The sequence below is a fragment of the Arenibacter troitsensis genome (genome assembly GCF_900177645.1).
Taxonomy (GTDB): domain Bacteria; phylum Bacteroidota; class Bacteroidia; order Flavobacteriales; family Flavobacteriaceae; genus Arenibacter; species Arenibacter troitsensis.
Map to the genome: position 1 here is coordinate 295042 of NZ_FXAO01000004.1, position 25218 is coordinate 320259.

Annotated in this window: 20 protein-coding genes; 13 read left to right on the forward strand and 7 right to left on the reverse strand. The window is 38.9% G+C overall.

Annotation, left to right across the window (positions count from 1 at the left end; genetic code table 11):
• The first annotated feature begins 224 nt into the window (after positions 1–224).
• The 8 genes from B9Y87_RS10915 (at position 225) to B9Y87_RS10940 (ending at position 8282) form a co-directional block, all read left to right on the forward strand.
• Positions 225–476, forward strand: coding sequence for a type II toxin-antitoxin system ParD family antitoxin (locus B9Y87_RS10915; RefSeq protein ID WP_085498957.1), 252 nt, complete (start codon positions 225–227; stop codon positions 474–476).
• A complete protein-coding gene (locus B9Y87_RS21800) occupies positions 469–573 on the forward strand; it encodes a type II toxin-antitoxin system RelE/ParE family toxin (protein ID WP_139827211.1) in 105 nt (34 codons plus the stop codon). The genes B9Y87_RS10915 and B9Y87_RS21800 overlap by 8 nt, the downstream gene beginning before the upstream one ends.
• A gap of 364 nt (positions 574–937) precedes the next feature.
• Entirely contained in the window at positions 938–1447 is a 510-nt protein-coding gene (locus tag B9Y87_RS10920; RefSeq protein WP_085498958.1) for a TIR domain-containing protein, read from the forward strand.
• 4 nt (positions 1448–1451) lie between these two features.
• Positions 1452–2351, forward strand: coding sequence for an SLATT domain-containing protein (locus B9Y87_RS10925; RefSeq protein ID WP_085498960.1), 900 nt, complete (start codon positions 1452–1454; stop codon positions 2349–2351).
• The gene (locus B9Y87_RS10930; protein WP_085498962.1) at positions 2351–2881 is read left to right on the forward strand and encodes a toll/interleukin-1 receptor domain-containing protein; all 531 of its coding nucleotides are present in this window, start codon (positions 2351–2353) and stop codon (positions 2879–2881) included. The genes B9Y87_RS10925 and B9Y87_RS10930 overlap by 1 nt, the downstream gene beginning before the upstream one ends.
• Positions 2882–3124: 243 nt before the next feature.
• Positions 3125–3259 carry a hypothetical protein gene (locus B9Y87_RS22305; protein WP_262483178.1) on the forward strand — a complete coding sequence of 45 codons (135 nt, stop codon included), beginning with the start codon at positions 3125–3127 and terminating at the stop codon, positions 3257–3259.
• 309 nt (positions 3260–3568) lie between these two features.
• Positions 3569–6715 carry a SusC/RagA family TonB-linked outer membrane protein gene (locus B9Y87_RS10935; RefSeq protein WP_085498964.1) on the forward strand — a complete coding sequence of 1049 codons (3147 nt, stop codon included), beginning with the start codon at positions 3569–3571 and terminating at the stop codon, positions 6713–6715.
• 25 nt (positions 6716–6740) lie between these two features.
• Complete coding sequence (locus tag B9Y87_RS10940) at positions 6741–8282, forward strand: RagB/SusD family nutrient uptake outer membrane protein (RefSeq protein WP_085498965.1); 1542 nt, start codon at positions 6741–6743, stop codon at positions 8280–8282.
• A gap of 364 nt (positions 8283–8646) precedes the next feature.
• Here the strand turns inward: B9Y87_RS10940 and B9Y87_RS10945 are convergent, their stop codons facing one another.
• Positions 8647–10554 (reverse strand): tetratricopeptide repeat protein, encoded by a 1908-nt coding sequence (locus tag B9Y87_RS10945; RefSeq protein WP_085498967.1) that lies wholly within the window; start codon positions 10552–10554, stop codon positions 8647–8649.
• A 449-nt stretch (positions 10555–11003) separates the two neighbouring features.
• Here B9Y87_RS10945 and B9Y87_RS10950 point away from each other — a divergent pair, with 449 nt between their 5' ends.
• The 5 genes from B9Y87_RS10950 (at position 11004) to B9Y87_RS10970 (ending at position 15783) form a co-directional block, all read left to right on the forward strand.
• Positions 11004–11375, forward strand: a complete 372-nt coding sequence (locus B9Y87_RS10950) for a VOC family protein (protein ID WP_085498969.1) — start codon at positions 11004–11006, stop codon at positions 11373–11375.
• A 58-nt stretch (positions 11376–11433) separates the two neighbouring features.
• Entirely contained in the window at positions 11434–12534 is a 1101-nt protein-coding gene (locus B9Y87_RS10955) for a serine hydrolase domain-containing protein (RefSeq protein WP_085498971.1), read from the forward strand.
• A gap of 157 nt (positions 12535–12691) precedes the next feature.
• A complete protein-coding gene (locus tag B9Y87_RS10960; RefSeq protein ID WP_085498972.1) occupies positions 12692–14140 on the forward strand; it encodes a sulfatase family protein in 1449 nt (482 codons plus the stop codon).
• Between the two features lie 158 nt (positions 14141–14298).
• Positions 14299–14595: a putative quinol monooxygenase gene (locus B9Y87_RS10965; protein WP_085498974.1), complete on the forward strand. Its 297-nt coding sequence runs from the start codon at positions 14299–14301 to the stop codon at positions 14593–14595.
• 81 nt (positions 14596–14676) lie between these two features.
• Positions 14677–15783, forward strand: coding sequence for a Gfo/Idh/MocA family protein (locus B9Y87_RS10970; RefSeq protein WP_085498976.1), 1107 nt, complete (start codon positions 14677–14679; stop codon positions 15781–15783).
• 16 nt (positions 15784–15799) lie between these two features.
• Here B9Y87_RS10970 and B9Y87_RS10975 read toward each other — a convergent pair whose 3' ends face one another.
• From B9Y87_RS10975 to glmS, 6 genes are all read right to left on the reverse strand, one after another.
• Entirely contained in the window at positions 15800–16321 is a 522-nt protein-coding gene (locus B9Y87_RS10975) for a hypothetical protein (RefSeq protein WP_085498977.1), read from the reverse strand.
• 71 nt (positions 16322–16392) lie between these two features.
• The gene (locus B9Y87_RS10980) at positions 16393–16671 is read right to left on the reverse strand and encodes a FoF1 ATP synthase subunit delta/epsilon (RefSeq protein ID WP_085498979.1); all 279 of its coding nucleotides are present in this window, start codon (positions 16669–16671) and stop codon (positions 16393–16395) included.
• 79 nt (positions 16672–16750) lie between these two features.
• Complete coding sequence (atpD, locus tag B9Y87_RS10985; protein WP_085498980.1) at positions 16751–18259, reverse strand: F0F1 ATP synthase subunit beta; 1509 nt, start codon at positions 18257–18259, stop codon at positions 16751–16753.
• A gap of 335 nt (positions 18260–18594) precedes the next feature.
• Positions 18595–20322, reverse strand: a complete 1728-nt coding sequence (locus B9Y87_RS10990) for an SGNH/GDSL hydrolase family protein (protein ID WP_085498983.1) — start codon at positions 20320–20322, stop codon at positions 18595–18597.
• A gap of 19 nt (positions 20323–20341) precedes the next feature.
• Entirely contained in the window at positions 20342–23101 is a 2760-nt protein-coding gene (locus B9Y87_RS10995) for a TonB-dependent receptor (protein WP_085498985.1), read from the reverse strand.
• A 245-nt stretch (positions 23102–23346) separates the two neighbouring features.
• A complete protein-coding gene (gene glmS, locus B9Y87_RS11000; RefSeq protein WP_085498987.1) occupies positions 23347–25194 on the reverse strand; it encodes a glutamine--fructose-6-phosphate transaminase (isomerizing) in 1848 nt (615 codons plus the stop codon).
• Positions 25195–25218 lie beyond the last annotated feature (24 nt).

Below are 25218 nucleotides of genomic sequence, written 5' to 3' on the forward strand. Positions count from 1 at the left end.
ACAAATTCTAATGGATCACATTTCTTTGGCGGTGCATATCCATGCCAGCACACAAAGCCCGTTACTACAAAACTTAAGTCGTGATTTAAAGAATTAATATGGCCATTAAACAAACTTGGCAACAAAAATATTACTACAATAACCTAGTTACTACAAGCGTTGAGTGTTCTTTTAGAGTTTTATTTTTTACCAATTTTTGGTATATTTGAAATAAATGTATCATAATGAGTAAAAACACATCCATATCGTTGGGAAATTATTTTGACCAATTCATTCAAAACCGAATTAAAGAAGGCCGATTTAAAAATGTGAGTGAAGTTGTTCGTGCTGGTTTAAGACTATTAGAGGAAGAAGAAAATAAGGTCATAGCCTTGAAAACTGCTATTCAAGAAGGAATTGAAAGTGAAATTGCGAAGGATTTTGACCCAAAAAAGCATCTCGAATCCTTAAAAGCGAAAAAACATTCGCATGGCTGAATACAAACTGACTAAAAAAGCCGTTGAGGACCTTGCGGAAATATACGACTACATTCATAAGGCAAAGTCTCCCGACTTTGAGCTTTTTCAAACCTGAAGTTACGACATCTTTAAAAAACAAGTCCTATTGCGGTTTACCGTAAATAAATTGCCAACAAATCTCCGTTCTTTATATTTAAAAATTAAATTATATTAGCGATTACTTCCCCCCATATTAATCTGCTATTATTTAGAGTAGATGTTAATATTAAATACAGAAATAAATCATACCAACAATGAGTTTTCAGGTACTTAAGAAAAATAGGATACTTCCAATTCACAATAAATAGATGAAATTAATAAATATCTGACAATTTATGATCCTATGGAAAGATATGACTTATAACCAAACCCTACCTTATAAAAGATATATGATCATTGATCATATACCATTGTTACCATGCATTTAAAACAAGAAACTTATGAGCTACAAGAACAAAACCTATGTAATTTTTGACGGAGATAATGACATGTGGGCATATGCAAGAATGAAAGGTTGGAAAGCACTTGAGAATATTGACTTTAATTTTTACGATGCCCATGATTTAAAGCCATTGACTAATCAAGCTAGAAGTGAAGATTACATAAAACAAAGGTTATCAGAAAGAATGTCTAATGCCAAACAGGCTATTGTTTTGATAGGAAATAGCACGAAAAACCTATACCGTTTTGTAAGATGGGAATTAGACAAGGCTCTGACCAACAATATACCTATTATAGCAGTAAATCTCAATAATTATCGAAGCATTGACAATAATTTGTGCCCACCAATTATAAAAGGTCAAAATGCAATTCACATTCCTTTCAGAATGAGAATGATTAAATACGCTTTAGATGATTTTCCTCCCTTCCATAAAACCTTGGATTTATCTAAGAGAGAAGATTGGCATTACAAAGATTCAGTTTACCAGAGTTTGGGGCTAAACGACTAGATTTATGAAAAGAACAGCTTTTGATAGAGATTTATTAGGCCCAGATTCATACGAATGCTTTAATAACTTATCCAAATATTGCCAAAAAAGATATTTAAGAAATGTTGGAGCCCAATTAATGCTCTTGCTTTCTATATCCATAATTGCATCAATACCTGAGCTTAACTCCAATTTGGAGAACACAAAGCATACTATTCAATTAATTTTGATAATTGGAGTTTTAATTCTCATGGTAATGCAATTCAAATCAAATTTCATGGATGGATGGCAGAAGGCTCGATTTTTAGCTGAAAGCACATTGAGCCAGTCTTGGTTATTGTTTTTCAAGGTAAATCAATATGATGACTCTTTTTCAAACGCACTTTCAATATTTCACGAAAAAATTAAATTCATGAAATCTGAAGTTGATTTATCAGGCTATTTGAAATTTCTTTCGCCAGTTTCCAGCGATAATGATAACCCTGACTGGATAAGAAACAATTTTGACTTGAGCAATTCTGAAAAAATTGAATTCTACATAAAACATCGTTTAAACGATCAAGAAAAATATTATTACAAGAAAACACTTTTTAATTCCAGAAAAGGCGAGACTTATTTTTGGTTGGGAATCTTATCAATGGGGTTAGGAGCATTTTTGACAATACTCACAATGATAGGAATCATTCCCAATTTTGCATATTTAGGCTTATTCACAACTTTAGCTGCTGCCATTTTTTCATGGAAGCAAACTAAACGATATGAAGAATTGAGTTCTACCTATAGTGTTGCTATCGATGAACTTAAAGATTTTAAGAAAAAGTTGCTATTTCAACCATCAGAACAGAAAACAAAAGAGATTATATACGATACTGAAAAATCTATAAGTAGAGAACATAAACTATGGGTATCTAAAATCAGTGAATAATGGCGTATATCACGTTTAATGACCTTCAACGACAGACCTTTACCAAAGCTTTCTCAGTTAATGAAAGCCTCAGATCTGATGAAAAAATTGAAAAACAAGTATTCTTATCATACAGGAGAAAAGATAGTCAGTTTGTAAGGCCTATTGTAAATATTCTGAAAAGTCTCGGAGTGAAAATATACATTGATTATTTGGATGATACTTTACCTGATAAACCAAGTAGCGAAACTGCCGCCATACTAAGAAGTAGAATAAAAGCTTCAGATAAATTTATATTAATGGCAACACCGAACTCATCAGAATCAAAATGGATTCCTTGGGAACTCGGTTTAGGAGATGGATTTATAGATTACCAACACGTTGCGATTTTGCCTATAACTAACAAAGGGAGCTATTGGGCAGAGCAAGAATATTATTCCATATATGGGTATATAAAGAAAGCAAACAGTAAAGATGGTTCAAAATACGACTATGCGATTTTTTATCCCGATGGAAATGCTGAGTGGTTGGTAACTTGGTTAAGAAAATAATAAAAACGCATGGTAACATTGTATAAGCGTAATGAGGGCTGAAGTGCTAAAATTGAGCACTTTTGCTTGTAATAAACTTTACAGTGGGCAGACAGTGAATTGCTCCAAAATCCCGCACTACGCTTATACTTGACCGGTTGTAATTAATTATTTAAAATAGCTCAATGCAGAAAGTTTTAATAATTCGAATCAGGGCTGGTCTTACTGTCTATAATAAAAACAACTAATTACAACAACGCCCTAATGGCCTCTGAAATAGCAAGGGGAGAGCGGTCTTATAACATTCCCTTCAATATCTCCGGTCTGCCCTCTGGGGTATATGCCGTATTGCTCGAAACCCCGTATGGCAATTCCTTGAGAAAAATAATTTTGAAATAGAATAATGATAATAAGATAGGTAAGCCAAAATACAATAGAGAGCAGGTCAAGGGAAGTAGAACATACAAGTTTTATGCAACCGTAAACAGATGTTCCCATTTGTGTAACGTACCAGGTTAATAACGGCAGCAATTAGGAATACTTGAAAAAATGTAGGAAACAACTCTAAAATTCATGAATTTTAGAGTTGTTTTTTTTCTTATCCGCAACTTTCCATTTTCGTTAAGATATATTTAACGAATGTATGTTAGGCTTTTAACCAGGCTGGGCATGCAATTAAAAACAATTAACTAACTAAAAAATTTATTTATGAAGATTACACTAGGTAAATGCCTATTGTTGGCGGGAGCATTCTTATGTTTCGGACTGGCTGGGGCACAAACAGTGACAGGAAGTGTTTCGGATGGATCCGGACCCTTGCCTGGGGCGAACGTATTGGTTAAAGGTACAACCAACGGAACCCAAACAGATTTTGACGGTAACTACTCCTTGGACAATGTGAGTAGTAATGCCACTTTAGTTTTTAGTTATATAGGTTTTAAAACCATGGAAATACCTGTGGGAGGCAAATCTACTATTAACGCAGTTATGGAGGAGGATGCCAGCGAACTGGAAGAGGTAGTATTGATCGGTTACGGTAGTCAGCGGAAATCGGATCTTACCGGTGCCGTAGGGCAAGTAGATGCAGACCAGCTTCAGGAACGTCCTGCCACTTCCCTAAATCAGGCCTTGTCTGGTAAAATTGCTGGGGTACAGGTGAACACCAACTCGGGTCGCCCAGGTGGTAAATCCAACATTAGGGTTAGGGGTTTTAGTTCTATAAACTCCTCCAACAACCCGCTGTACGTTATAGATGGAGTGCAATTACCCCAAGGGAATCAAGCTAACTTTAGTTCGGCTATTGATTATCTAAACCCTAACGATGTAGTATCTATTGAAGTGTTGAAAGATGCTTCATCCACAGCTATCTACGGGGCTCGTGGTGCCAACGGTGTTATTCTGGTAACTACTAAAAGAGGTCGTGCCGGACAGGGTAGGGTAACATACGATGTGGAGTACAGTGTAAACCAATTTGGTCCCAATAGGGCCAAGGTTTTAAATTCCGAACAATATGCCATGATAGAGCAGCTTTCTTGGGAAAACACCCAGAAATTTGATCCTGCTGGATGGGCAGCTGGGAACTATGCACAGTACGAGCCCAGGCTTAAAAGGGCCAATCCCAATGTGGCTTATTTGTTTGATAGTGAAGGTAATGCCATCTATGATACGGATTGGTCCAAAGAAGTGGTGCAACATAAATTATCACAAAACCATCAGGTGGGTTTTTCAGGGGGCAACGAAAGAACAACATATGCCATCTCCCTTGGTATTAGGGATGAACAAGGACTTCTTAAGAATACCTATTTAAAGCGTTATTCAGGACGTTTCTCTATTGATGATCAGATTAAGACATGGTTAAAGATCGGAGGTTCCCTGAGCTATAATAACCAGACAGAGAATTTGGCCGATACCAACGATCAGGTGCCACGTAGAATGGTGGAGGATTATCCTTTTTATCCCGGTCCTTTGCACACTGGGGGACCATTGGAAGGTCTTTACGCCAATAACAGGGATTATCCCTATGCGGAAGGTACCCGAAATTCGGTGAACTGGCTTGAAAATAATGAGTATATTTTAAATACCCAAACTACGGCCGGAAGTTTTTATACCAATCTTAATTTAACCAAGGAATTGGAAATGAGGACGGTAATCGGAGCCAATATCCTTACCCAGGAGAACAATGAATTCCGAAACAGTGTATTGGATAACAATGCAGTGGCCCGTGCACAAGCGAGCAATGAAAAGCAGACGTTTTGGTCTATTGAAAATTACCTTACCTATAATAAGGAAATCAACGAGAACAATTCATTGACCGCTTTATTGGGGGTGTCTTGGCAACAATCCAATGAATTCTTTGTCAATGCTGATTCCAGGAACTTCCCAACCGACTTTTTTAAATTTAACAACTTGGGTGCAGGATCGGATAATATAGCGGTTCAATCTTTTGCAAACAGGGAAGCATTGAATTCCTATTTTGGACGATTGAATTATAACCTATATGGCAAGTATCTATTTACGGTTACAGGTAGGGCAGATGGTTCCTCAAAATTTGGGGACAACAATAAGTTTTCCTTCTTTCCCTCAGCAGCAGTTGCCTGGAGGATTTCGGACGAGGATTTTCTTGTAGACAATGCTCTTATTTCCAATTTAAAACTTAGAACCAGTTATGGGGTTACCGGTAACTCCGAAATACCTCCTTATTCTTCCTTGTCTCTTTTAAGCTCTAACTACGCTACCATATGGAGCGATAGTCGTGTTGGTGGAACCGGTTTAAATCGCTTGGCGAATCCGGATTTGAAATGGGAAAAGACCGCGCAGTACGATGTTGGGTTAGAATTAGGGCTATTTGAAAATAGAATTAGCTTGGAAGCCGATTATTACTATAGAAAAACGACCGATATGCTTTTGGATGCCCCTGTACCGCAATCCAGTGGGTATGCTACTATTAGGAGAAATGTAGGGTCCATGGAAAACAAAGGTCTTGAACTAGGGCTTTCCACCAAAAACATAGCTACCGCAAATGTAACATGGAATACCAACTTTAATATTTCCATGAACAGGAACAAGGTACTTTCCTTGGCCACACCTTCCGATATTTTTGGTGTAGGTGGACCAGGAATAACCAATGAGACCAGTATTATTAGGGTTGGTGAGCCAGTAGGGGCCTTCTGGGGACTTACCCGTTTGGGAACTTGGGGTACGGATGAGGCCGCTGAAGCCGCTAAATTTGTAAGTTATAGAAACGGACTTACCATATTGCCTGGAGATATTAAGTATAAGGATTTTAATGGGGATTATATTATAAATGATGAGGATAGGTCCATTATAGGAAACGGATACCCAACAGCATGGGGAACACTTACGAACTATGTTTCCTATAAAAACCTGGACTTTACCTTGGAACTACAATATTCTTGGGGTAACGATGTAATGGACATGAACCTACACTCCAGTGAAGATAGGCAGGCTCTTGCCAATAGCTACACTACTGTCTTGAATGCTTGGACTCCTGATAACCAAGATACCATGATTGCACAGGTGAGGGATACGCGTGCTGGTTATGTGACCAACGTGGATTCACATTGGGTAAAGGATGGTTCCTTTGTTCGTGGTAGAAACATTATGTTAGGCTTTACTTTTGATCAAAATTTGGTTGAAAAAATGCATTTGAATAAATTGAGATTGTACGCTTCGGCACAAAATTTCTTTTTATTGGTGGATGATGAACTACTTGGAGATCCCGAGGTAACCCCTATTCGTGGTGGTGAGGGCAACAATGTCTTTTCACAAGGGATGAAGTGGCATGAATATCCAAAATCGACAACATTCGTAATAGGTCTGCAAGTCGGTCTGTAATTAATAAAATTTAAAATAAGATATTATGAAATTTGATATAACAAAACACATTGGAAAGTTTTACCTCTGTTTGCTAATGTTGCTTACAACAGTGGGTTGTTCCGATTTTTTGGATGAATCCGATCCATCAAATCTAACGCCGGACAGTTTTTACACCACGGCCAAACATGCAGAATCGGCTATTGCTGCTGTATATGCGGATGCAAGGTTTGTGGGTGATGGTGCAGGAATCTTCTCGTCCAACTGGCAATTATTGGAAGCGGTTACAGGGACCTCTACCACGCAAACGGCCCAGAATTCAGATTTGAACAACTTGTATTCCTTGTCCTACGATGCAAATACCTTACATATCAGGAATTGGTGGAGAGGAGTTTACAAGCTTATTGCCAACGCCAATTTGGTACTTGAAAATGTACCAGGTATTGACATGGATGAGGCACAGAAAAACAAGGTTTTGGGTGAGGCACGGTTTTTTAGGGCCTGGGGTTATTTTTATGCGGTTAGACTTTGGGGCGATGTTCCCTTGATTACCTTGCCACAGAGTGCTACGTCCGAAGATTTTAATCCTACCCGTAGCCCGCAGAGTGCAGTCTATGATCAAATTGTAGCCGATTTGTTGGCGGCCGAAGGAGCTGGTTTATCATGGACAGATGAAAGTGGTAGAGTTTCACAGTCCGCTGTTAAATCCTTATTGGCCAAGGTCTATCTTACCATGGCCGGCCATCCGCTGAATGAAACGGCACGCTATGCCGATGCCGCCAGCAAGGCCAAGGAGGTTATAGATAATGCAGGACCATTAGATCTTTTTGATACCTACGGAGAGGTACACGATGAGACTTTGGGCAATATGGTAGAACACGTTTTTAGTTTACAATACAATGATGAAGTGGCAGGAAACCCTATGGGCAATATGTTCCCTAATTTCCAGCCGGTAACCTATAGAGGGCCATCCGGAACTGGAAGTACGGTACCCGAAATAGAATTTTATAACTCCTACGAGGCTGGTGATCTTAGGGCAGTAGACCGTGAGGGTTGGTTTTATAGCAGTTACTATACCAATGGTAGTGGTGAACTTTTTGATTTGGGCGCCCCCTATATTTTTAAGCACTTCAATGTTATAGCTAACGGTACTTTTGGTGTTCCGGGTACCGCAAAAGACAACCTGAATATGCCTATAATTCGCTTTGCGGAAGTATTGTTGATCTATGCTGAGGCTTCCAACGAAGCTGCAGGTCCAAATCAAGATGCAGTGGATGCCTTGACCAGGATAAGGGATCGTGCGCAGCTGACCACTCCGCTTCTTGGTGCTTTTACCCAGGCATCTTTAAGAGAAGCCGTATGGAAGGAAAGATGGCATGAGCTATGCTATGAGCAGATTACTTGGTTCGATATGGTACGTCTTAGAAAAGTGTTGAACAGTGAAACTGGGACTTTTGATGATTTCGTAGGGCATATCAACCTTAGTTCGGATCAGGCATTGCAGGAGAAGCATCTATTGTTCCCTCTACCTGAGCAGGAAATGATCAACAATCCAAATTTGACACCTCAAAACCCGGGGTACAATTAATAAGGCACCTATAGTAATATTGATCTGTATGGTTATATAGATTAAGATTGTTGTTTGAGTAAATTAGTTTTGTAATTATGGAAGGCAGTACCCTTTATCGGGTACTGCCTTTTTGTTTTACTTAGGTGATGCGCCTATATTCCTTTTTCAGCCAAGACCCATTTTATCTTGAAACTAAAGTTTAAACCCTAATGTAATCCGGTCCAATTGTCCTTATTACCGGTTCCTATTCTTAGTAGGGTTAATTTTACCGGTTTTGCTCCAGTTTTAAACAATCCACTATTCACTAGTCCACATAAAAAGTATGGATCTCATCATTGCTTGCCCAAGTGCCAAAACAGTAAAAATGGAAACGAAAAGCCGGTTACCCAATCTTTTTTAGTTTATAGGAAGGTTGTGCTGGAGATTTGCTTTTAATTTCAAAAGCGTTATTAAGTTCATTAATAAAGTTGGAGGGAAGTATACCCAGTCGCTTTTTGAAGGCTGCATTAAAGGTGTTTAAATTGTTATACCCAAGAGAAAATGAAATGTAACTTAATTTGCTGTTCCTAAACTCTATATCCTTAAGCAACTTGGGGAGTAAGTAATTTATTCTTAATTCGTTGATGTAATTATTAAAATTGGATTTCTTTTCCTGGTTTATGACTTGGGAAAGGTATTTGGGATTGGTTTTTAGTTGTTCGGAAAGTTGGTGCAAATTACAATTTGGGTCCAAGAAAAAGTTTTCTTTTTCCAGTTTCTCCAATTTGGTCAATATAATATTCTTAATATCCTTATCTATTCTAGGTTGTGTTTTAGGAATGTCTGAAGTTTTTCTTTCAACGGACCATTGGGTTTCCATATGTTGAAATCCACTGATTTTTTCGCTCATTCTGAGTTGTATTTCCGCCAGATCTATCGTTCTTAACAACAGTAGTCTATTTTTTTTCCTTACTTTCAAATAGGAATAAATGGAAATTGTGCTTATCACAAATAATAAAATGAGTACAATGATAATGGCCCGGAACTTTGCCTTTTGTGCCTTGTTTTCCAATTCCAGAATTTTTTTGTTCTGGAGGACTTCCTTTATTTTTCTTTTGGTCTCAAGAATAATGATCTTTTGTTCCTTTTCATTGGTAAACAATGAATCGCTTATGGCCCTATATAAAGACCTATAATCCTTGGACTTGGCGATTTGATTGGTTTTTTCATAAAGCTGGCTCAAAATATAACTATTTTGTTTTACAACATCGAAGGCGTCAATGTTTTCTGCAGCTTCTATGCTTTTTTCATAATTGGAAATCGCTTGGGCAGTGTCCTTGGTCTGCAAATATAATTCGGCCTGTATGGTAAGTGCCCTTGGTATCCTAAAAAGGTAATTATTCTCAAAATTAATTTCCAACGCTTTTGAAATGTGGGTCAAGGCCTTTTCGTGTTCCCCTATGGATATATAAATATTGGCCATATTGCTGTGCACGGAAGCCAATATATAACTGCCGGCAGGGGGTAGTTCTTTTTCAACTTCGAGGAAAAAGGCATAGATTTTCAAGGCTCCCTTGGGGTCGTTTAATTTTGCCGTCATTCGGGCTATTTCATCTATTTTTGGGTAGATGTATTGCGTTTTTTTTAGTTTAAGGATGTAGCGAAGACCTTCTAAGCAATAACTAAGGGATTTGGAATAGTTCTCAATCCTGAGGTAATAATGTGACAAGGCCGAATTGGCCTTCATCAAAAGATAGTCGTTTTTACTTTTTTCCGCACTATCCAATAATTTTAGACCCGTTTCCAGAGCCCTGTCATATTCACCTCTTTCTGAATAGATGTACGACTTTAAAGTTGAAATATCGGCGTAAATTTCCTCATAGGTTGTAGCCCCAACAACCTTTTGGATTTCGAGGACCATTTTCATGGACTCCTCAAAATCACCTAGGACAAACATAAAATATGCCCTGTTGTAGTTTGCCTTGAGTATTCCTTCCTTAAACGCCAATTTCTCCGCAAGAGCCATGGCCTGATCGTTGTAGTCATTGGCAATTTCTCCAGATTTATAGATATAGGCAGTGTATAGATTCAATAAAGTCCGCACTTTTTCCTTGCCCTGGGCATGTTTATTTTTGTGTAGCAAGAATTCAATATCCAAAAAATCCTCCTTAAAGCTATCCTTACTTTTTACTAGGCTTTGTACGGCATTTAAATAGGAGTCTACAGAATCTATTGGGGTTTCATTTGCGCTTAAAGGATTAAATAACAAAAATAGAATAATCAGAAAAGCGGTTTTGGTTAAGTTATTCATGGTTTATTTTTTTATACTATTTGTGTTTGGGGATATTGATTTTAACTTGGCCTTATGGTCAGACTTGTTTGGAATATCAGGCCATTATTTAAATGGAACATATAAAGATTATATTAAAACGATTCCTTGATCAAAAAGGATAATATAGTATTGTTAAATATAGTAATAGATATTTAAATATAATGTAAATATAAGGATAGGACTATATTAAATGTGCAAAGGTTTGCATAATTGCCCCGTTTCAAAAATAAAGGCATCATGAATTCTTGTTGCGAGAAAGGCTACTGATCGTTTTTATACCCTTCCTTTTATTAAGAATGCTTAGCACGTATTTTAACTCCAATCCCTGAAAATCCCTATCTTAGTATAGTTGGCACTTTCCTGCCTCATTCCCCAAATCACATCTTAAACAAATTGTTGTTTAGAATTAACACCTTAAAAAAACAATTATGGAACTAGGAGCATTTTCGATTAGTTTGGCCGTAAAGGATTTAAACCTGTCCAAAGAATTTTATGAAAAATTGGGGTTTACCGTGTTTGCTGGAGACCTAAAAATGAATTATCTGATTATGAAAAATGGAAATGCCTTGGTAGGTTTGTTCCAAGGCATGTTCCCTAAGAACATCCTTACCTTTAATCCGGGCTGGGACGAGAATGCCAACACCCTGAAAAATTTTGATGACGTGAGAAAAATTCAGGCACATCTAAAAAGTAACCAACTAAAATTGGAGCAGGAGGCAGATGAAAAAACTACGGGACCGGCAAGTATTATGCTCACCGATCCGGATGGTAACCAGATTTTAATAGATCAACATGTTTAATTTGCAAATTGGTCGGTTGGAAATGTTCCTTGTTTTAATCCTAAGGAATACCTAACAGATGAAAAAATATTTTATTTTAATCCTACTCCTATATGCCATTGGTGGATGTACAAATGAAAAAGTCGCCTATAACGGTCAAAAAGATTATAGCCAACATATCACGGAACTCCAGGCCAAATATATTTTTGCGGAAACCAAAGAATTCCCCAATAACACCCAGTTGGCCGTTGCCATTTTACACAATGGAACCACCAACTTCTATGGAATAAAACGTGAGAACGATACTATTTCTAATATTGACAACCATGACAGTGTTTTTGAAATTGGCTCTATCTCCAAAGTATTTACCGCTACCCTTTTGGCGGATATGGTAGTAAACCAACAACTAGGCCTGGATGACAATATCAACGATTATTTGGATTGGCCGCTTAAAGACAATGTTAAAATCACCTTTAAGCAGTTGTCCAACCATTGCTCAGGACTGCCAAGACTACCCACCAACCTGCACCTAGATTCTGTAGACCTAAAGAACCCTTACAAAGATTATGACGAACAAAAATTAAAACAATATGTAACCCAGGACCTGCAACTAAACCAAAATCCTGGGGAAAAATCCGAATATTCCAACCTAGGAGTAGGATTGTTGGGTTTTATGTTAAGCAAAATAGATAGCACAACCTATGAAAACCTACTCCAATCCAAAATTTGCACAAAATACAAACTGGTCCGCACTACAACGGATAGAGACCAAATTAGGTCCCAATTGATCAGGGGACTTGATGAAAATGGAAATGAAACTCCAAACTGGGATCTGAACGTTTTGGTGGGCGCCGGCGGAATACTATCATCGGTAGCCGATCTATCAAAATTTGCCCAAGCACAATTCAATGATTCCGATAAAATATTATCATTGACAAGAAAAGCTACTTTTAGTCTGGAGCCCAATAAAGCGGAGATAGGCCTGGGCTGGGCCATTCAAAAAAACATAGGTAAAACATTGATTATGCATAGCGGTGGTACAGGAGGCTACAGGTCCAATATTGTGCTTAATATTGCGAACCAAAATGGGGTAATTATTCTTTCCAATCTATCCGCCTTTCACAAAAACCATATGAACATAGACAACCTTGGTAATCGCATATTGGAGACCCTTGATTAATCCAATTCAATTGTCCAACAATAGAATATATCATAATTCATCCAGACCACTGGTAAAATAGCATTTTCCCTGCTTAATAGTTTTGTATACTTTTAAGTCCCCGACCTCAAAAAAAGGAAAAGCTGTTAATCAATTTTTTAAGTCAAACTCAAAAATTATGAAGCATTTTTTTATCCCAATACTACTATACCTGTCCTTCTACAGTACGGTCTATGCGCAAAATGAAAAGTTGAACATCATGGTCTTTATAGCCGATGATGTTAGTTGGGACGACCTTGGTTGTTACGGGAATACACAGGTTAAAACTCCCAATATTGATAAACTTGCAAAAGAGGGGTTGAAATTTGATAATTTCTATTTAACGGCAAGCTCATGTAGCCCCAGCAGAAATTCCATAATTACAGGAAGATACCCCCATAATACCGGAGCTGCCGAATTACATACCTCCCCTCCTATGGACATGGTATCCTTTCCGGAATTATTAAGGAACAATAAGTATTATTCCGTCCTGGCCGGCAAGTTCCATATGGGGCCCTATGCCAAACGTGGATTTGATGTAATGCATGAGCAACGCATTGAAAACGGGGATGGAGGCGAGGAGAGCTGGGTCAACTCACTAAAGAAAAGACCTAAAAACAAACCCTTTTTTATGTGGTTCGCATCCTATGATGCCCACCGCGAATGGGGACCCAATAAATTTTCGGGAACACACCAACCCAGCCAATTAAAACCCCCATTCTATTTATCCGATGGAGACGAAACCAAGGCCGATTTAGCCAAATACTATGATGAAATTAAAAGATTCGACTTCTATATCGGAGAGGTGGTCCAAGAACTGAAGGCACAAAAAGAGCTGGACAATACCCTAATAATTATTATGTCGGATAATGGACGACCCTTTCCCCACAGTAAAACAAGGGTTAACGACCGAGGTATGAAAACTCCATTTGTCATGCATTGGCCCAACGGAATAAAAAATAAAAATGTTAGTAGTAAAAGCCTGATAAGTGCCGTGGATATTGCCCCTACACTATTAACTCTGGTAGGTATTGAAAGTCCCGCCCAATTTCAGGGCTATAGTTTCGCCAAACTTTTAATAGACCCGGAGCTAGATTTTCGCAACCATCTTTTTGCCGAGCACAATTGGCACGATTATGAAGCACTTGAACGTATGGTCAGGAACAATAATTATATGTATATCTTAAATTCGAGACCCATGCAACCACAAAACGGGCCGGCAGATGCTGTTGGCAGTCCTTCCTTTAAGGAATTGGAAATTTTAAAAGATCAAGGAAAACTTTCTGCCATACAGGCAGATGTGTTCATGGTGCCAAGGCCTTATGAAGAACTCTACGATTATAGTATGGATCCCCTTCAATTACTCAATGTTGCCTCCTTGCCAGAGTACGCCGAAACCTTGAAAAGTATGAGAAAAATATTAAACCAATGGATGAAGGAAACAAGTGATAATATCCCGGAAAACCTTACCAAGGATTGGTATCTAAAAGAAGCCGGGTTAATAAAAACGGAATTTCATAATATAAGGGGAGAAATGCCGGGGGAAAGTTTAAACGCCACAAAAAATAACGCCAAAGGTGCATTTTAGACCAGATCCCTTAGCAGCGTGCTACTCCCCAAAAAAATGGAAAATAAATGTTCAAAAGTCAAATTGATAATTCCAACTATTAGTTCCAAAGAATATATAGTAGCTTTCCCCATGCCCCAGAAGTTCCATATATTTAAAAAATAAAAATTAACTTAAAAATGAGTAACAAGCAATTGACCATCACGGCCAGTATTTTGGCAAAAACCGAAAAGCGAGAATTTGTAAAGCAAGCCCTATTAAAACTTATACCTCCCACTCTGAAGGAGGAAGGCTGCCTAAATTACGATCTACACCAGGACAATGAAAACCCAGATCGCTTTTTCTTTTATGAAAATTGGGTGAGTTATGATCATTGGCAACAACACAACAACAGCGCACATATAGCAGCTCACCGAAAGGCTACCGAAGGGGCCGTAATAGAGGTCGTTATAGGTCAATTATCCCCTGTTAGTTGAATCTTTTGCATTCAAAAATGTAGTATCTTTCAAAGACCATGGTAAGCCTAATTACCGTGGTCTCTTAGGAACTATATAACCATGAAAAAATACATTACACTTTCCCTTTGTTTCATTTTATTGACGCTAACGAGTGCTTTGGCACAGAAGGAACCTATAAAATTGGGAGTGGTCGGACTTACCCATGGCCATGTAGGCTGGATTTTAAGTAGGGAAGCCAAGCACGATGTTATCATGGTAGGTATAGTGGAGACCGATCGGAATCTAGCGAAGCGCCTTTCGGAGAAGCACGGCTTTCCCATGGAAATGGTCTTTAATACCATAGAGGAGATGATTACGGCCGTTAAGCCAGAGGCCGTGGCAGGTTTCGGAAACATATACGACCACCTTGCCATTGTAGAAACCTGTGCCCCTAAAGGCATCCATGTCATGGTAGAAAAACCCTTGGCCGTTAGTTTGGAACATGCCAAGAAAATGGAGGCCCTGGCCAAAAAACATAATATTCATTTACTCACCAACTATGAGACCTCTTGGTATCCTACCAATGTAAAGGCCTTTGAACTGCTGCATAAGGGCACTATAGGCGCTCTAAGAAAGGTAATAGTGAGAGACGGACATAAAGGACCAAAAAAAATAGGGGTAAGTGACGAATTTTTAAATTTCCTAACCGATCCCAAGCTCAATGGAGGAGGTGCCATCATGGACTTTGGCTGCTACGGTGCCAATCTAATGACATGGATCCAACAGGGTAAAAAACCCAATTCGGTCACCGCGGTAACCCAACAATTACAGCCCGAAAACAACCCGAAAGTAGACGATGATGCTACCATTATTCTTACCTATGACACGGCCATGGCCATACTGGAACCCTCATGGAACTGGCCCATTGGCCGTAAGGATATGGAAATCTATGGGGAAAGGGGAGCTATATATGCCGATAACAAACATGACCTGCGGCTACGTATTTCGGAAGGATACAGTGGTTATGATGAGGAAATTTTTAAACTGGGGGAAAGGGACGCCCCTTTTGACGAACCCTTTGCCCTCTTAGCTTCCGTAATTAGAGGTGAAACTATCCTAGAAAGGTACGACCCATATTCTTTGGAAAACAATATGATTAGCATGGAAATTCTGGACGCAGCCGTAAAGAGTTCAAAAACAGGACGTACTATTAAGATAAAAGACTAGAAAATGGACAAGGAAACTAAGGATCTACCCATTTATAATCATTGGGCACTGTTGCATCCAACATATCAACATTTAAAGTCTTGGCCGTAGTTGCACCCATGGCAAAGGTGGTTCCCAGGTCCAAGCCCTCATAAATGGTAAAGCTTCTGTTCCCCTTTACCCACAAGTTAACCTCATAGGTATACGATCTATTCTCCTTTAATTGTCTAAAAACGGATACATACTCTATTTTGGGTAAGGATTTCCATCTCCCTAAACCTATAGGCCCTACCCGATATTCTTCCTTATATTTTTGATTTTCAAGATCGAAGAAAATGCTCTTTATATTGGAAAATATAATTCCCTGTGCCATACAGGCCGTAGCTATATAAAATACTCCAAAATTTCGGCTGTTGTCCTTTACGTCTGAAGGAACAATTTCGTATCCAAAAAAGAACATGGCCAGTAATATAATGGCCAAGGTATAAAAAACCGAAGCTATCAAGGTCTGCCATAATGGCCTTACTCCCTCAGAAATTATAATTTTGCTCTTACCCATCGGCCTTAAAATAACAAAAGCCATACGAAACGTACGGCTTTTGCTTAATTTATGAATGGCATAATAAATTGTTAATCTGCCAGTACAATTACTTTGTTGTTCTTCATTTCAACAGTACCACTACTAATTTCAAGGATAGTGTCGCCATTGGAAGCTTTGGAAAACTTGTCTCCATAAATCTCGTCCAATACTATATAACCCTTTATCCTTACCTTTCCTTCCTGTAGTAGGGAAACGATAGGGGCGTGGTTGTTCAACATTTGAAATTCACCATCTACGCCAGGTACCGTTACTGCTGTTACCTCTCCTGCAAATAATGTTGCTTCCGGTGATACTATTTCTAGATACATATATTTATCGGTATTTCGTATTCAGCAGCCAGTATTCAATTAAATCCTGTTAATCGTTAACTGATTGCGGTCTACTCATTTACGCTTCAGCAAGCATTTTTTCTCCAGCTTCAATAGCCTCTTCTATGGTACCTTTAAGGTTAAAGGCAGATTCTGGAAGATGATCCAACTCCCCATCCATAATCATATTAAATCCTTTAATAGTTTCCTTAATATCTACCAAAACTCCGGGGATACCTGTAAATTGTTCAGCTACGTGGAATGGCTGTGAAAGGAAACGTTGTACACGTCTAGCCCTACCTACGGCCAATTTATCCTCTTCAGATAATTCTTCCATCCCCAAGATGGCAATAATATCCTGAAGTTCTTTATATCGTTGCAATAACTCCTTTACCCTTTGGGCACAGGCGTAATGGTCCTTACCTAAAATTTCTGCGGTCAAAATCCTTGATGTTGAATCCAAAGGATCCACAGCAGGATAGATACCCAACTCCGCAATTTTACGAGACAATACAGTAGTAGCATCCAAGTGGGCAAATGTTGTTGCCGGAGCAGGATCCGTTAAATCATCCGCAGGTACGTAAACCGCCTGTACGGAAGTAATGGAACCTCTTTTGGTTGATGTAATACGCTCCTGCATGGCACCCATCTCTGTTGCCAAAGTTGGTTGGTAACCTACCGCCGATGGCATACGTCCTAAAAGGGCCGATACCTCAGAACCAGCCTGGGTAAAACGGAAAATATTATCTACGAAGAAAAGAACGTCCTTTCCTTGCCCCTCACCAGCACCATCACGGAAGTATTCCGCAATTGTTAATCCAGACAAGGCCACACGTGCACGGGCTCCAGGAGGTTCGTTCATCTGTCCAAAAACGAATGTCGCTTTGGAATCCTTCATTACCTTTTTATCTACTTTGGATAGATCCCATCCGCCTTCTTCCATAGAGTGCAAGAAATCATCTCCGTATTTTATAATTCCTGACTCCAACATCTCACGAAGTAGATCGTTCCCCTCACGGGTACGTTCCCCTACTCCTGCAAATACTGAAAGTCCACCATGTCCTTTTGCAATGTTATTGATCAATTCCTGGATAAGTACGGTTTTACCAACACCCGCACCACCAAATAGACCAATCTTACCACCCTTGGCATAAGGCTCTATCAAATCGATTACTTTAATTCCAGTAAACAAAACTTCGGTAGAAGTTGATAAATCCTCAAATTTAGGGGCATCCCTGTGAATTGGAAGACCGTTTTTACCGGCTTTGGGCAAATCCCCAAGTCCATCAATAGCATCTCCAATTACATTGAACAAACGACCATAAACATCATCACCAATTGGCATCTGGATTGCGCTTCCTGTTGCTTCAACGGCAACTCCTCTACTTAACCCATCTGTTGAATCCATAGAAATAGTCCTAACCGTATTTTCACCTACGTGGGACTGTACTTCCAAAATCAACTTGGAACCATCTTTGTTGATAATTTCCAAAGAATCATAAATCTTGGGAAGGTCCGCTCCGGACTGAAATTCAACATCAACTACCGGGCCGATGATTTGGGAAACTTTACCTGTAACTTTAGACATTACTTGAGTATTTACGTTTTACTGTTATCTTTAAAATAAAAACAGCGCGACATACCGCTTTGTTTTTAAGGCTGCAAAGATATGTTTTCCATTCTTAAAAAGAAATTGTTTTTTTAATTTTTATGGAAGAACTCAGGTATACTTTTCCCAGTTGCTAAAAAATCTTGCTTTCCACCCCTTAATTAGCTTTTTCTCCTTTCTTAGCGTTTGCTATTCAACCGGAAAAAGTTTTCAAATAATAAGCAATATTAACTTAAACACAGAAAATTAAAATCAGTAATACAAATACAGCACCTTTAATAAGGTGCTGTATTTGTATTTAAGTTAACTATATATTATTGAAGTGTTGAAGAATAATTCGTTGGATAGTCGCCTATATCCAATAAAGAACCTGATGCCTCAAAATTTGAACCATAAGTAACATCTATCGCTTTCATAAATTCATTGGCTATCAAAGCATAACCCCTGGCTGTTGGATGAACACCATCTAAAGAAAATGCCCCACCGCGCACCAATTCGGACGTTAAGATAAAATTACCACTGGTAACTCCTCCATCTGCCAATTTTTTCATTAAGCCATTGGCGTCCACCAAGCCCAAACCTGCTTGAGTAGCCGTTGCTGCGATAGTTGTGTTAAAGGCTGTCGTTGCTGCAGCAATCTCTGCTTGTTCACTTGGCAATAAAACCCATTTATCTGCTAATGGCAAAGACACCCCTTCTACTGAAAATTGACCAGCCAACGCCTGGGATAGTCCTTGAGACATTAAAAAGGCTACCGAACTGGTATTTACCGTACCAATAATAGATGAACTAGGCAATACCAACAAATCGTCTGCAGTAGCCTGCCTTGCTTGTCCGTAAGTCAAACCAAAAAGATCGGCTACCACCGGCGCCGCTTCAACTGGCAAACCAAATGATTGCACAAACGCAGGAAACGTAGGACTCAACTTCAATACTCCTGCAATTTGAGCTGATAAATCGATTAAAGATTCATCGTTGACCACAACCGCACTTGCCTCAGTCGTGGAAAAAGCAATTTGTCGGTCTGTTGCATTTGGAACTCCTTGACTCTCCAAATAGGCAAATACCTGATTCAACTGACCAAACACCCCATTTAATGTAGGTATTTGATCCGAATAAGCTTGTAAACATTCGTCATTAGGGTCTAAGGGATTATATGGTACCGTTGTAAAATGTGGAATACTTGTTACATCAGGAATATTTGCCACTACACCTTTTGCCCCACCTGCCGTTACAGCTCCGATCAAGGTTGCATAAGTTTGATTGAAACCAACTCCTGGCGCTCCATCCAATGGCGTGATGGCATTAGACCCATCCCCACCAGAAAGTGCATACCCCAAAACATCATTAATTCCGACCCAAAGTGTGAAAAAACTTGGTGATTGTGCAAGAGCATCACCTAAAACACTAGCATTGGGTTCTGAGGCCATTCTTATAAAATAAGGATTTGCCAAGCCTAAGGAAAAGTTGGCCAAGGCTCCATAACCCGGTGCCAATAGATGGAAACTTTTTGCGCCAGGAACACCCATATTATTAAATGGTCCGGTTGGATTATTCAATAAAAAATCTGTTGTAGAACTAGTTGCTTGTGTATTGGGATCGTTAGGGTCAATTCCAAGAACAACAGGACCAGTATTATCGGGGCATGCCGAATTGGTATCAGAATAAAAATAGAGTCTTGGAGCGAATAGATTTTTTCCGGATTGCGGATCTAAAACAGGATTCCCTCCTAATACAAGTCCTCCAGAATTATCATTCACTAATGGTTGGGAAAAATTACCACCGCCAACCAATGAAAATTTTTGCGATAATAGATTAGGAAAAGAATTTTGCTGTGATGCAATAAATAGCGCATTATCAGTGAAACCAGCCGTAAATGAATTTCCTATAGCTACATATTTGGAAAAATCAGCAGAACCAGCAGTCAATGCGGGTCTTGCCTCCTCTTCCACAATAGGGTTCAAATCAACATCTTCCGGATCGTTACAATTTGTAAAAAAAACCAGTGAAGATGCTAAGAATATATATTTTAAATTTTTCATGTCAAATTATGATTTGATATTAGTTATTAATTGTCCAAGATAGGTAGTACATAGAACCAATAAAACCAGTTCCAAAGGCAGTAAAATACTCCTTGCCGGTAATGTTGGTTCCACCTAACTTAAAGGAAGATTTGATGCTCGGAACAGTGTAGCTAATTTGTGCATCAAGTGTATGGAATTCCGGCACAACACCATTGCCAAAAGTGGCTTCCCAAAAATAATCATCACTAAATCTGTAGGCGATATTAAAGCCAAAGTTTTTGAATAATTCCTCATTCCCAAAATTGGCCTTAAACTTATGCTCCGGGGTATTAAAATTCAACATAACATCTGGATTGGCTTCCCTATCAAAATCCAACTTTGTAAAAGTATAACTACCTCCTAAATCAAAATTACCTAGAACTTTCATGTCTAAACCAATTGAAGCTCCGTAAGAATTAACATCGGCATCAGTATTGGTGTAGGCACTATAGCGCTGAACATCATCGTTTCGGATAGCATCAATAGAGAGGTTGCCATCACCGGCAATACCATAAAAAGGTGCATCAACAACTTCTTGAGAAATGAAGTCTTTATAACTATTGTAATAGGCACTAAAATCAACTACAAGTTTATCTATCTTTCCTCTATACCCAACCTCAATAGAAGTAACTTGTTCGGGTTTTACCAATTCCGGATTTGAAACCTTTAAATCAGCCACGTTATCCGTAATCTTAAAAGTCTCCACGGACTGCGCTGAATAGGAATTTTCATAGGCCGCTCTTCCCGTTTGTACTACTGAGGCAGGCTGCCCGGACAATTGACCGCTTGAGCTTACATCATAGGTATCAGAATAACGATTTAAATTATCCGGTGCGGAACCAACTAAAATTGCTCTTCCCGCATCTAACCCAATAAATAAATCTTGTGTGGTGGGGTTTCTAAATCCTGTTTGCACGGAGGCTCTAATGTTGTGATCCCTATTAAGTGTCAAACCAGCAGAAATACGTGGCGATAAGAAACCATCAAAAAATTCAGATTTATCATAACGTGCCGATCCTGTCAATTTTATACTTTTCACATCAGAAAGTTCAATCTTTTTTTGAATTTGGGTATAAATACCATATTCAGAATAATCAATTGGACCATCAGTATCGGTATATATGGTACCGCCCGAATTTAAACTATATTTTCTATAGGATCCTCCAATTTGGATTTCGGCAATATCAATCAAATGGCTAAAATTATAATTACCATCGGCATGGTAATATTTAGAGGCATCTTGAAACTTAGAACCCGTTGATAGATCCGGATCATTTATACTTTTATTAAATGCGGCTTCAAATTCAGGTGTTCCTGGCAGGTAACGACCCGTATCCGCAACAGCTCTCGCCTGTGCATGCTTTTGATCATCGGTTAAACCAGAAGGATTTCCGGACAATTCTATTCCGGCATAAGTTGCTATATAATCTCCAAACCAGTCTTGGTCTGATTTCCAAGCTCTGTTAATGTTAATCCCCGTAAACACCATATCATAAGAGTCTCCTGCTTTATCCCCTACTACATATCCCCGTAAAAAGAAATTGTCATTTTTAATTTCCAATTTATGTTGTTCTTGAAAAAAACCATTGATATTATATCGGTTTGTTCCTTGATAAATGGTAGTCCCAGTACCCACTTTACCCACGTAAGAAAGTTCAAGGCTGTTGTCTTCAATTGGACGATAGTATAATCCCCAATCTGCTTTAATGCTTTCTGCGTTATAGTTGGTTAAGTCACCCTCATTGTACCCTGTTCTACTTACCTCTACATCTGGTATAATTCCCAAGCCGGAAGCAGATCTAATGTTCGTGGAGACTTCATCTCCGTATATATTAATTCCATCATAGTTATAATTGGCCCTTGTCCTAGATGGATCAAACTTATCAACCTCACTAGTTGCTGCCCAATCTGTACCTTTTAAATATCCGAAATTTACTTTTCCAGCGAATTTGTCGGAGAATTTATGAGCAGCACGAATACCAAAATCAGTATACGGATTAGTTCCTGCCGACTCTTGAGAGGTGACTCCTCTTTTTATAGACACACTAATTCCTTCATGATCAAAAGGGCTTTTACTGCGCATAAAAAGTATTCCGTTAAAGGCATTGGCCCCATAAAGTGCCGAAGATGCCCCAGGTAACAGCTCAACACTTAGGACATCCGTCTCTATCATTCCCACCAAGTTTCCAATAGGGAAGTTTAACGCGGGAGTAGAATTGTCCATCCCATCGACCAATTGCATAAATCGCGTATTGGCGAAAGAAGCAAAACCCCTAGTGTTAACGGATTTAAAAGTTAAACTATTAGTGTTTACATCTACCCCTTTTAAATTCTCCAGCCCATCATAGAAATCGGCCGAAGCGGTATTCTGGATCTCACTAAGTCCAAATCTTTCCACCGTTACCGGGGATTCAAAAACGCGTTCCGGAGTCCTTGATGCAGAAATTACCACCTCGTCCAAACTTGTCTGTTCCTCGTTTAATACAATTGCAATAGTCTGATTGTTTTGGGTAATATTAGCGGTAGAAGCTACAAATCCAATACTGGTAATATTCAATGTAAATGGGGGGTTCTCAGAAGTGTTCAATATAAAATTCCCGTCAAAATCGGATACTGTACCAATGGCTTTGCCCATAATTACAATATTGGCTCCAGGTACCGGGTCATTGTTTTGATCCACCACATTCCCTTTAATAATAGTTTGTGAATGCGCCAACATTCCAAACATGAAAAAGAATAATAGAAGAATTGATCTCATAAATTTTTGAGTTAAATTAGTATCAGTTTATGGTAAGATATCACCTAATTGCCAATATACACCAAATTTCAATTTGACAATAGGAAAATCAAATAAATTATGCGTGCATAGTATTTTTTACTCAAAATTTAACATTTTTAATTAAAATTTTGGCAAAATATTGGTCACAAAAAAATGACATCCGTAAATAATGGCCATTTTGGACCACCATTTACGGATGTCTTTATAGTTTTATTAAGAGGAATCTACTCCACGGTAACCGACTTGGCCAAGTTACGGGGCTGATCCACATTACAGCCTCTCATCACCGCAATGTGATACGATAACAACTGAAGTGGAATAGTGGTCAATAAAGGGGTTAGGCTCTCCAAGGTTTCCGGGATTTCTATTACATGGTCCGCCAACTCCTTAACCTGAACATCTCCTTCAGTAACCACAGCGATAATTTTTCCCTTTCGCGATTTTATCTCCTGTATATTACTCACTACTTTTTCATAATGTCCTTTATTGGTTGCTATAACCACTACCGGCATATGTTCATCTATAAGAGCAATTGGCCCATGCTTCATTTCTGCCGCAGGATAGCCCTCGGCATGTATATAACTTATTTCCTTTAATTTCAAAGCACCTTCCAAGGCAACAGGGAAATTGTACCCTCTCCCTAAATAAAGGCAGTTGGTGGAATCTTTATAAACATTGGATATTATTTCTACCAGAGGATTGGAAAGCAAGGCCTTTTCTACCTTAGAGGGAATATTCTCCAATTCACTCAGGTGTTCATGAAAACGGGTTTTATTGAAAATTCCTTTTTCTTTGGCCAATTTTAATGCCAATAAGGTCAGTACGGTTATTTGCGTAGTAAATGCCTTCGTCGAAGCCACTCCAATTTCGGGACCGGCATGGGTATAGGCACCAGCATCAGTTTCCCTGGCTATGGATGAACCAACCACGTTACACACTCCAAACACAAAGGCTCCCTTTTCCTTGGCCAATTTAATGGCTGCCAAGGTATCTGCCGTTTCTCCAGATTGGGAAATGGCAATAAGCACATCTTTATCGGTGATAACTGGATTTCTATAGCGAAACTCAGAAGCGTATTCCACTTCTACAGGAATCCTGGCCAAATCTTCAAAGATATATTCTGCCACCAATCCTGCATGCCAAGACGTACCGCACGCCACAATAATAATTCGATTGGCATTCAGGAACTTTTCCAGATTATCATCTATCCCCGCCATTTTTATTATCCCTTCTTTAGCCAATAGGCGCCCCCTATAAGTATCTAAAATAGCTCTTGGTTGTTCGTAGATCTCCTTTAACATAAAGTGATCAAAACCGCCCTTTTCAATTTCCTCAAGATTAAGTGCCAATTCCTGTATGGAAGGATAGGCAATGGCATCGTCCTTTATTTTTCTAAGTTTAATTTCCTTCCCCAATCTAATAACCGCCATTTCCTCATCCTCCAAATAGATGGCATTGTTGGTGAATTCTATAAATGGTGAAGCATCGGAAGCAATAAAAAATTCGTTCTCCCCTACACCTATTGCCAAAGGACTACCTAGCTTGGCTACTACTATTTCATCTGGTTTTTGCTTGTCAAAAACGGCAATGGCATATGCCCCAACCACTTCATTCAAAGCAATTTGAACGGCCTTTCCAAGCTTTACCCCCTCTTTGCGCTTTACTTCTTCTATAAGGTTTACCAATACTTCCGTATCCGTTTCTGAAGAAAAAGTATAGCCCCTTTTAGTTAATTCCTTCTTTATAGCATCATAATTCTCTATAATTCCATTATGGATAATTACCAAATCTCCAGAATTGGAATAATGGGGGTGCGAATTCATATCATTTGGGACACCATGTGTAGCCCATCTTGTATGACCTATCCCCAGTTTCCCCTCTAAAGAAATAGTACTTTTGGCCTTATTATTTAAATCCTCTACCTTCCCTTTGGTCTTGGATAGATTTATTTCATTTCCGTCATACAAGGCTATCCCCGCACTATCATATCCCCTGTACTCTAATCGCTGAAGTCCTTTAATAATAATGGGATAGGCATCCCTATGCCCAATATATCCAACAATTCCACACATATGTTAAAGTTTAATGGTTAGCAA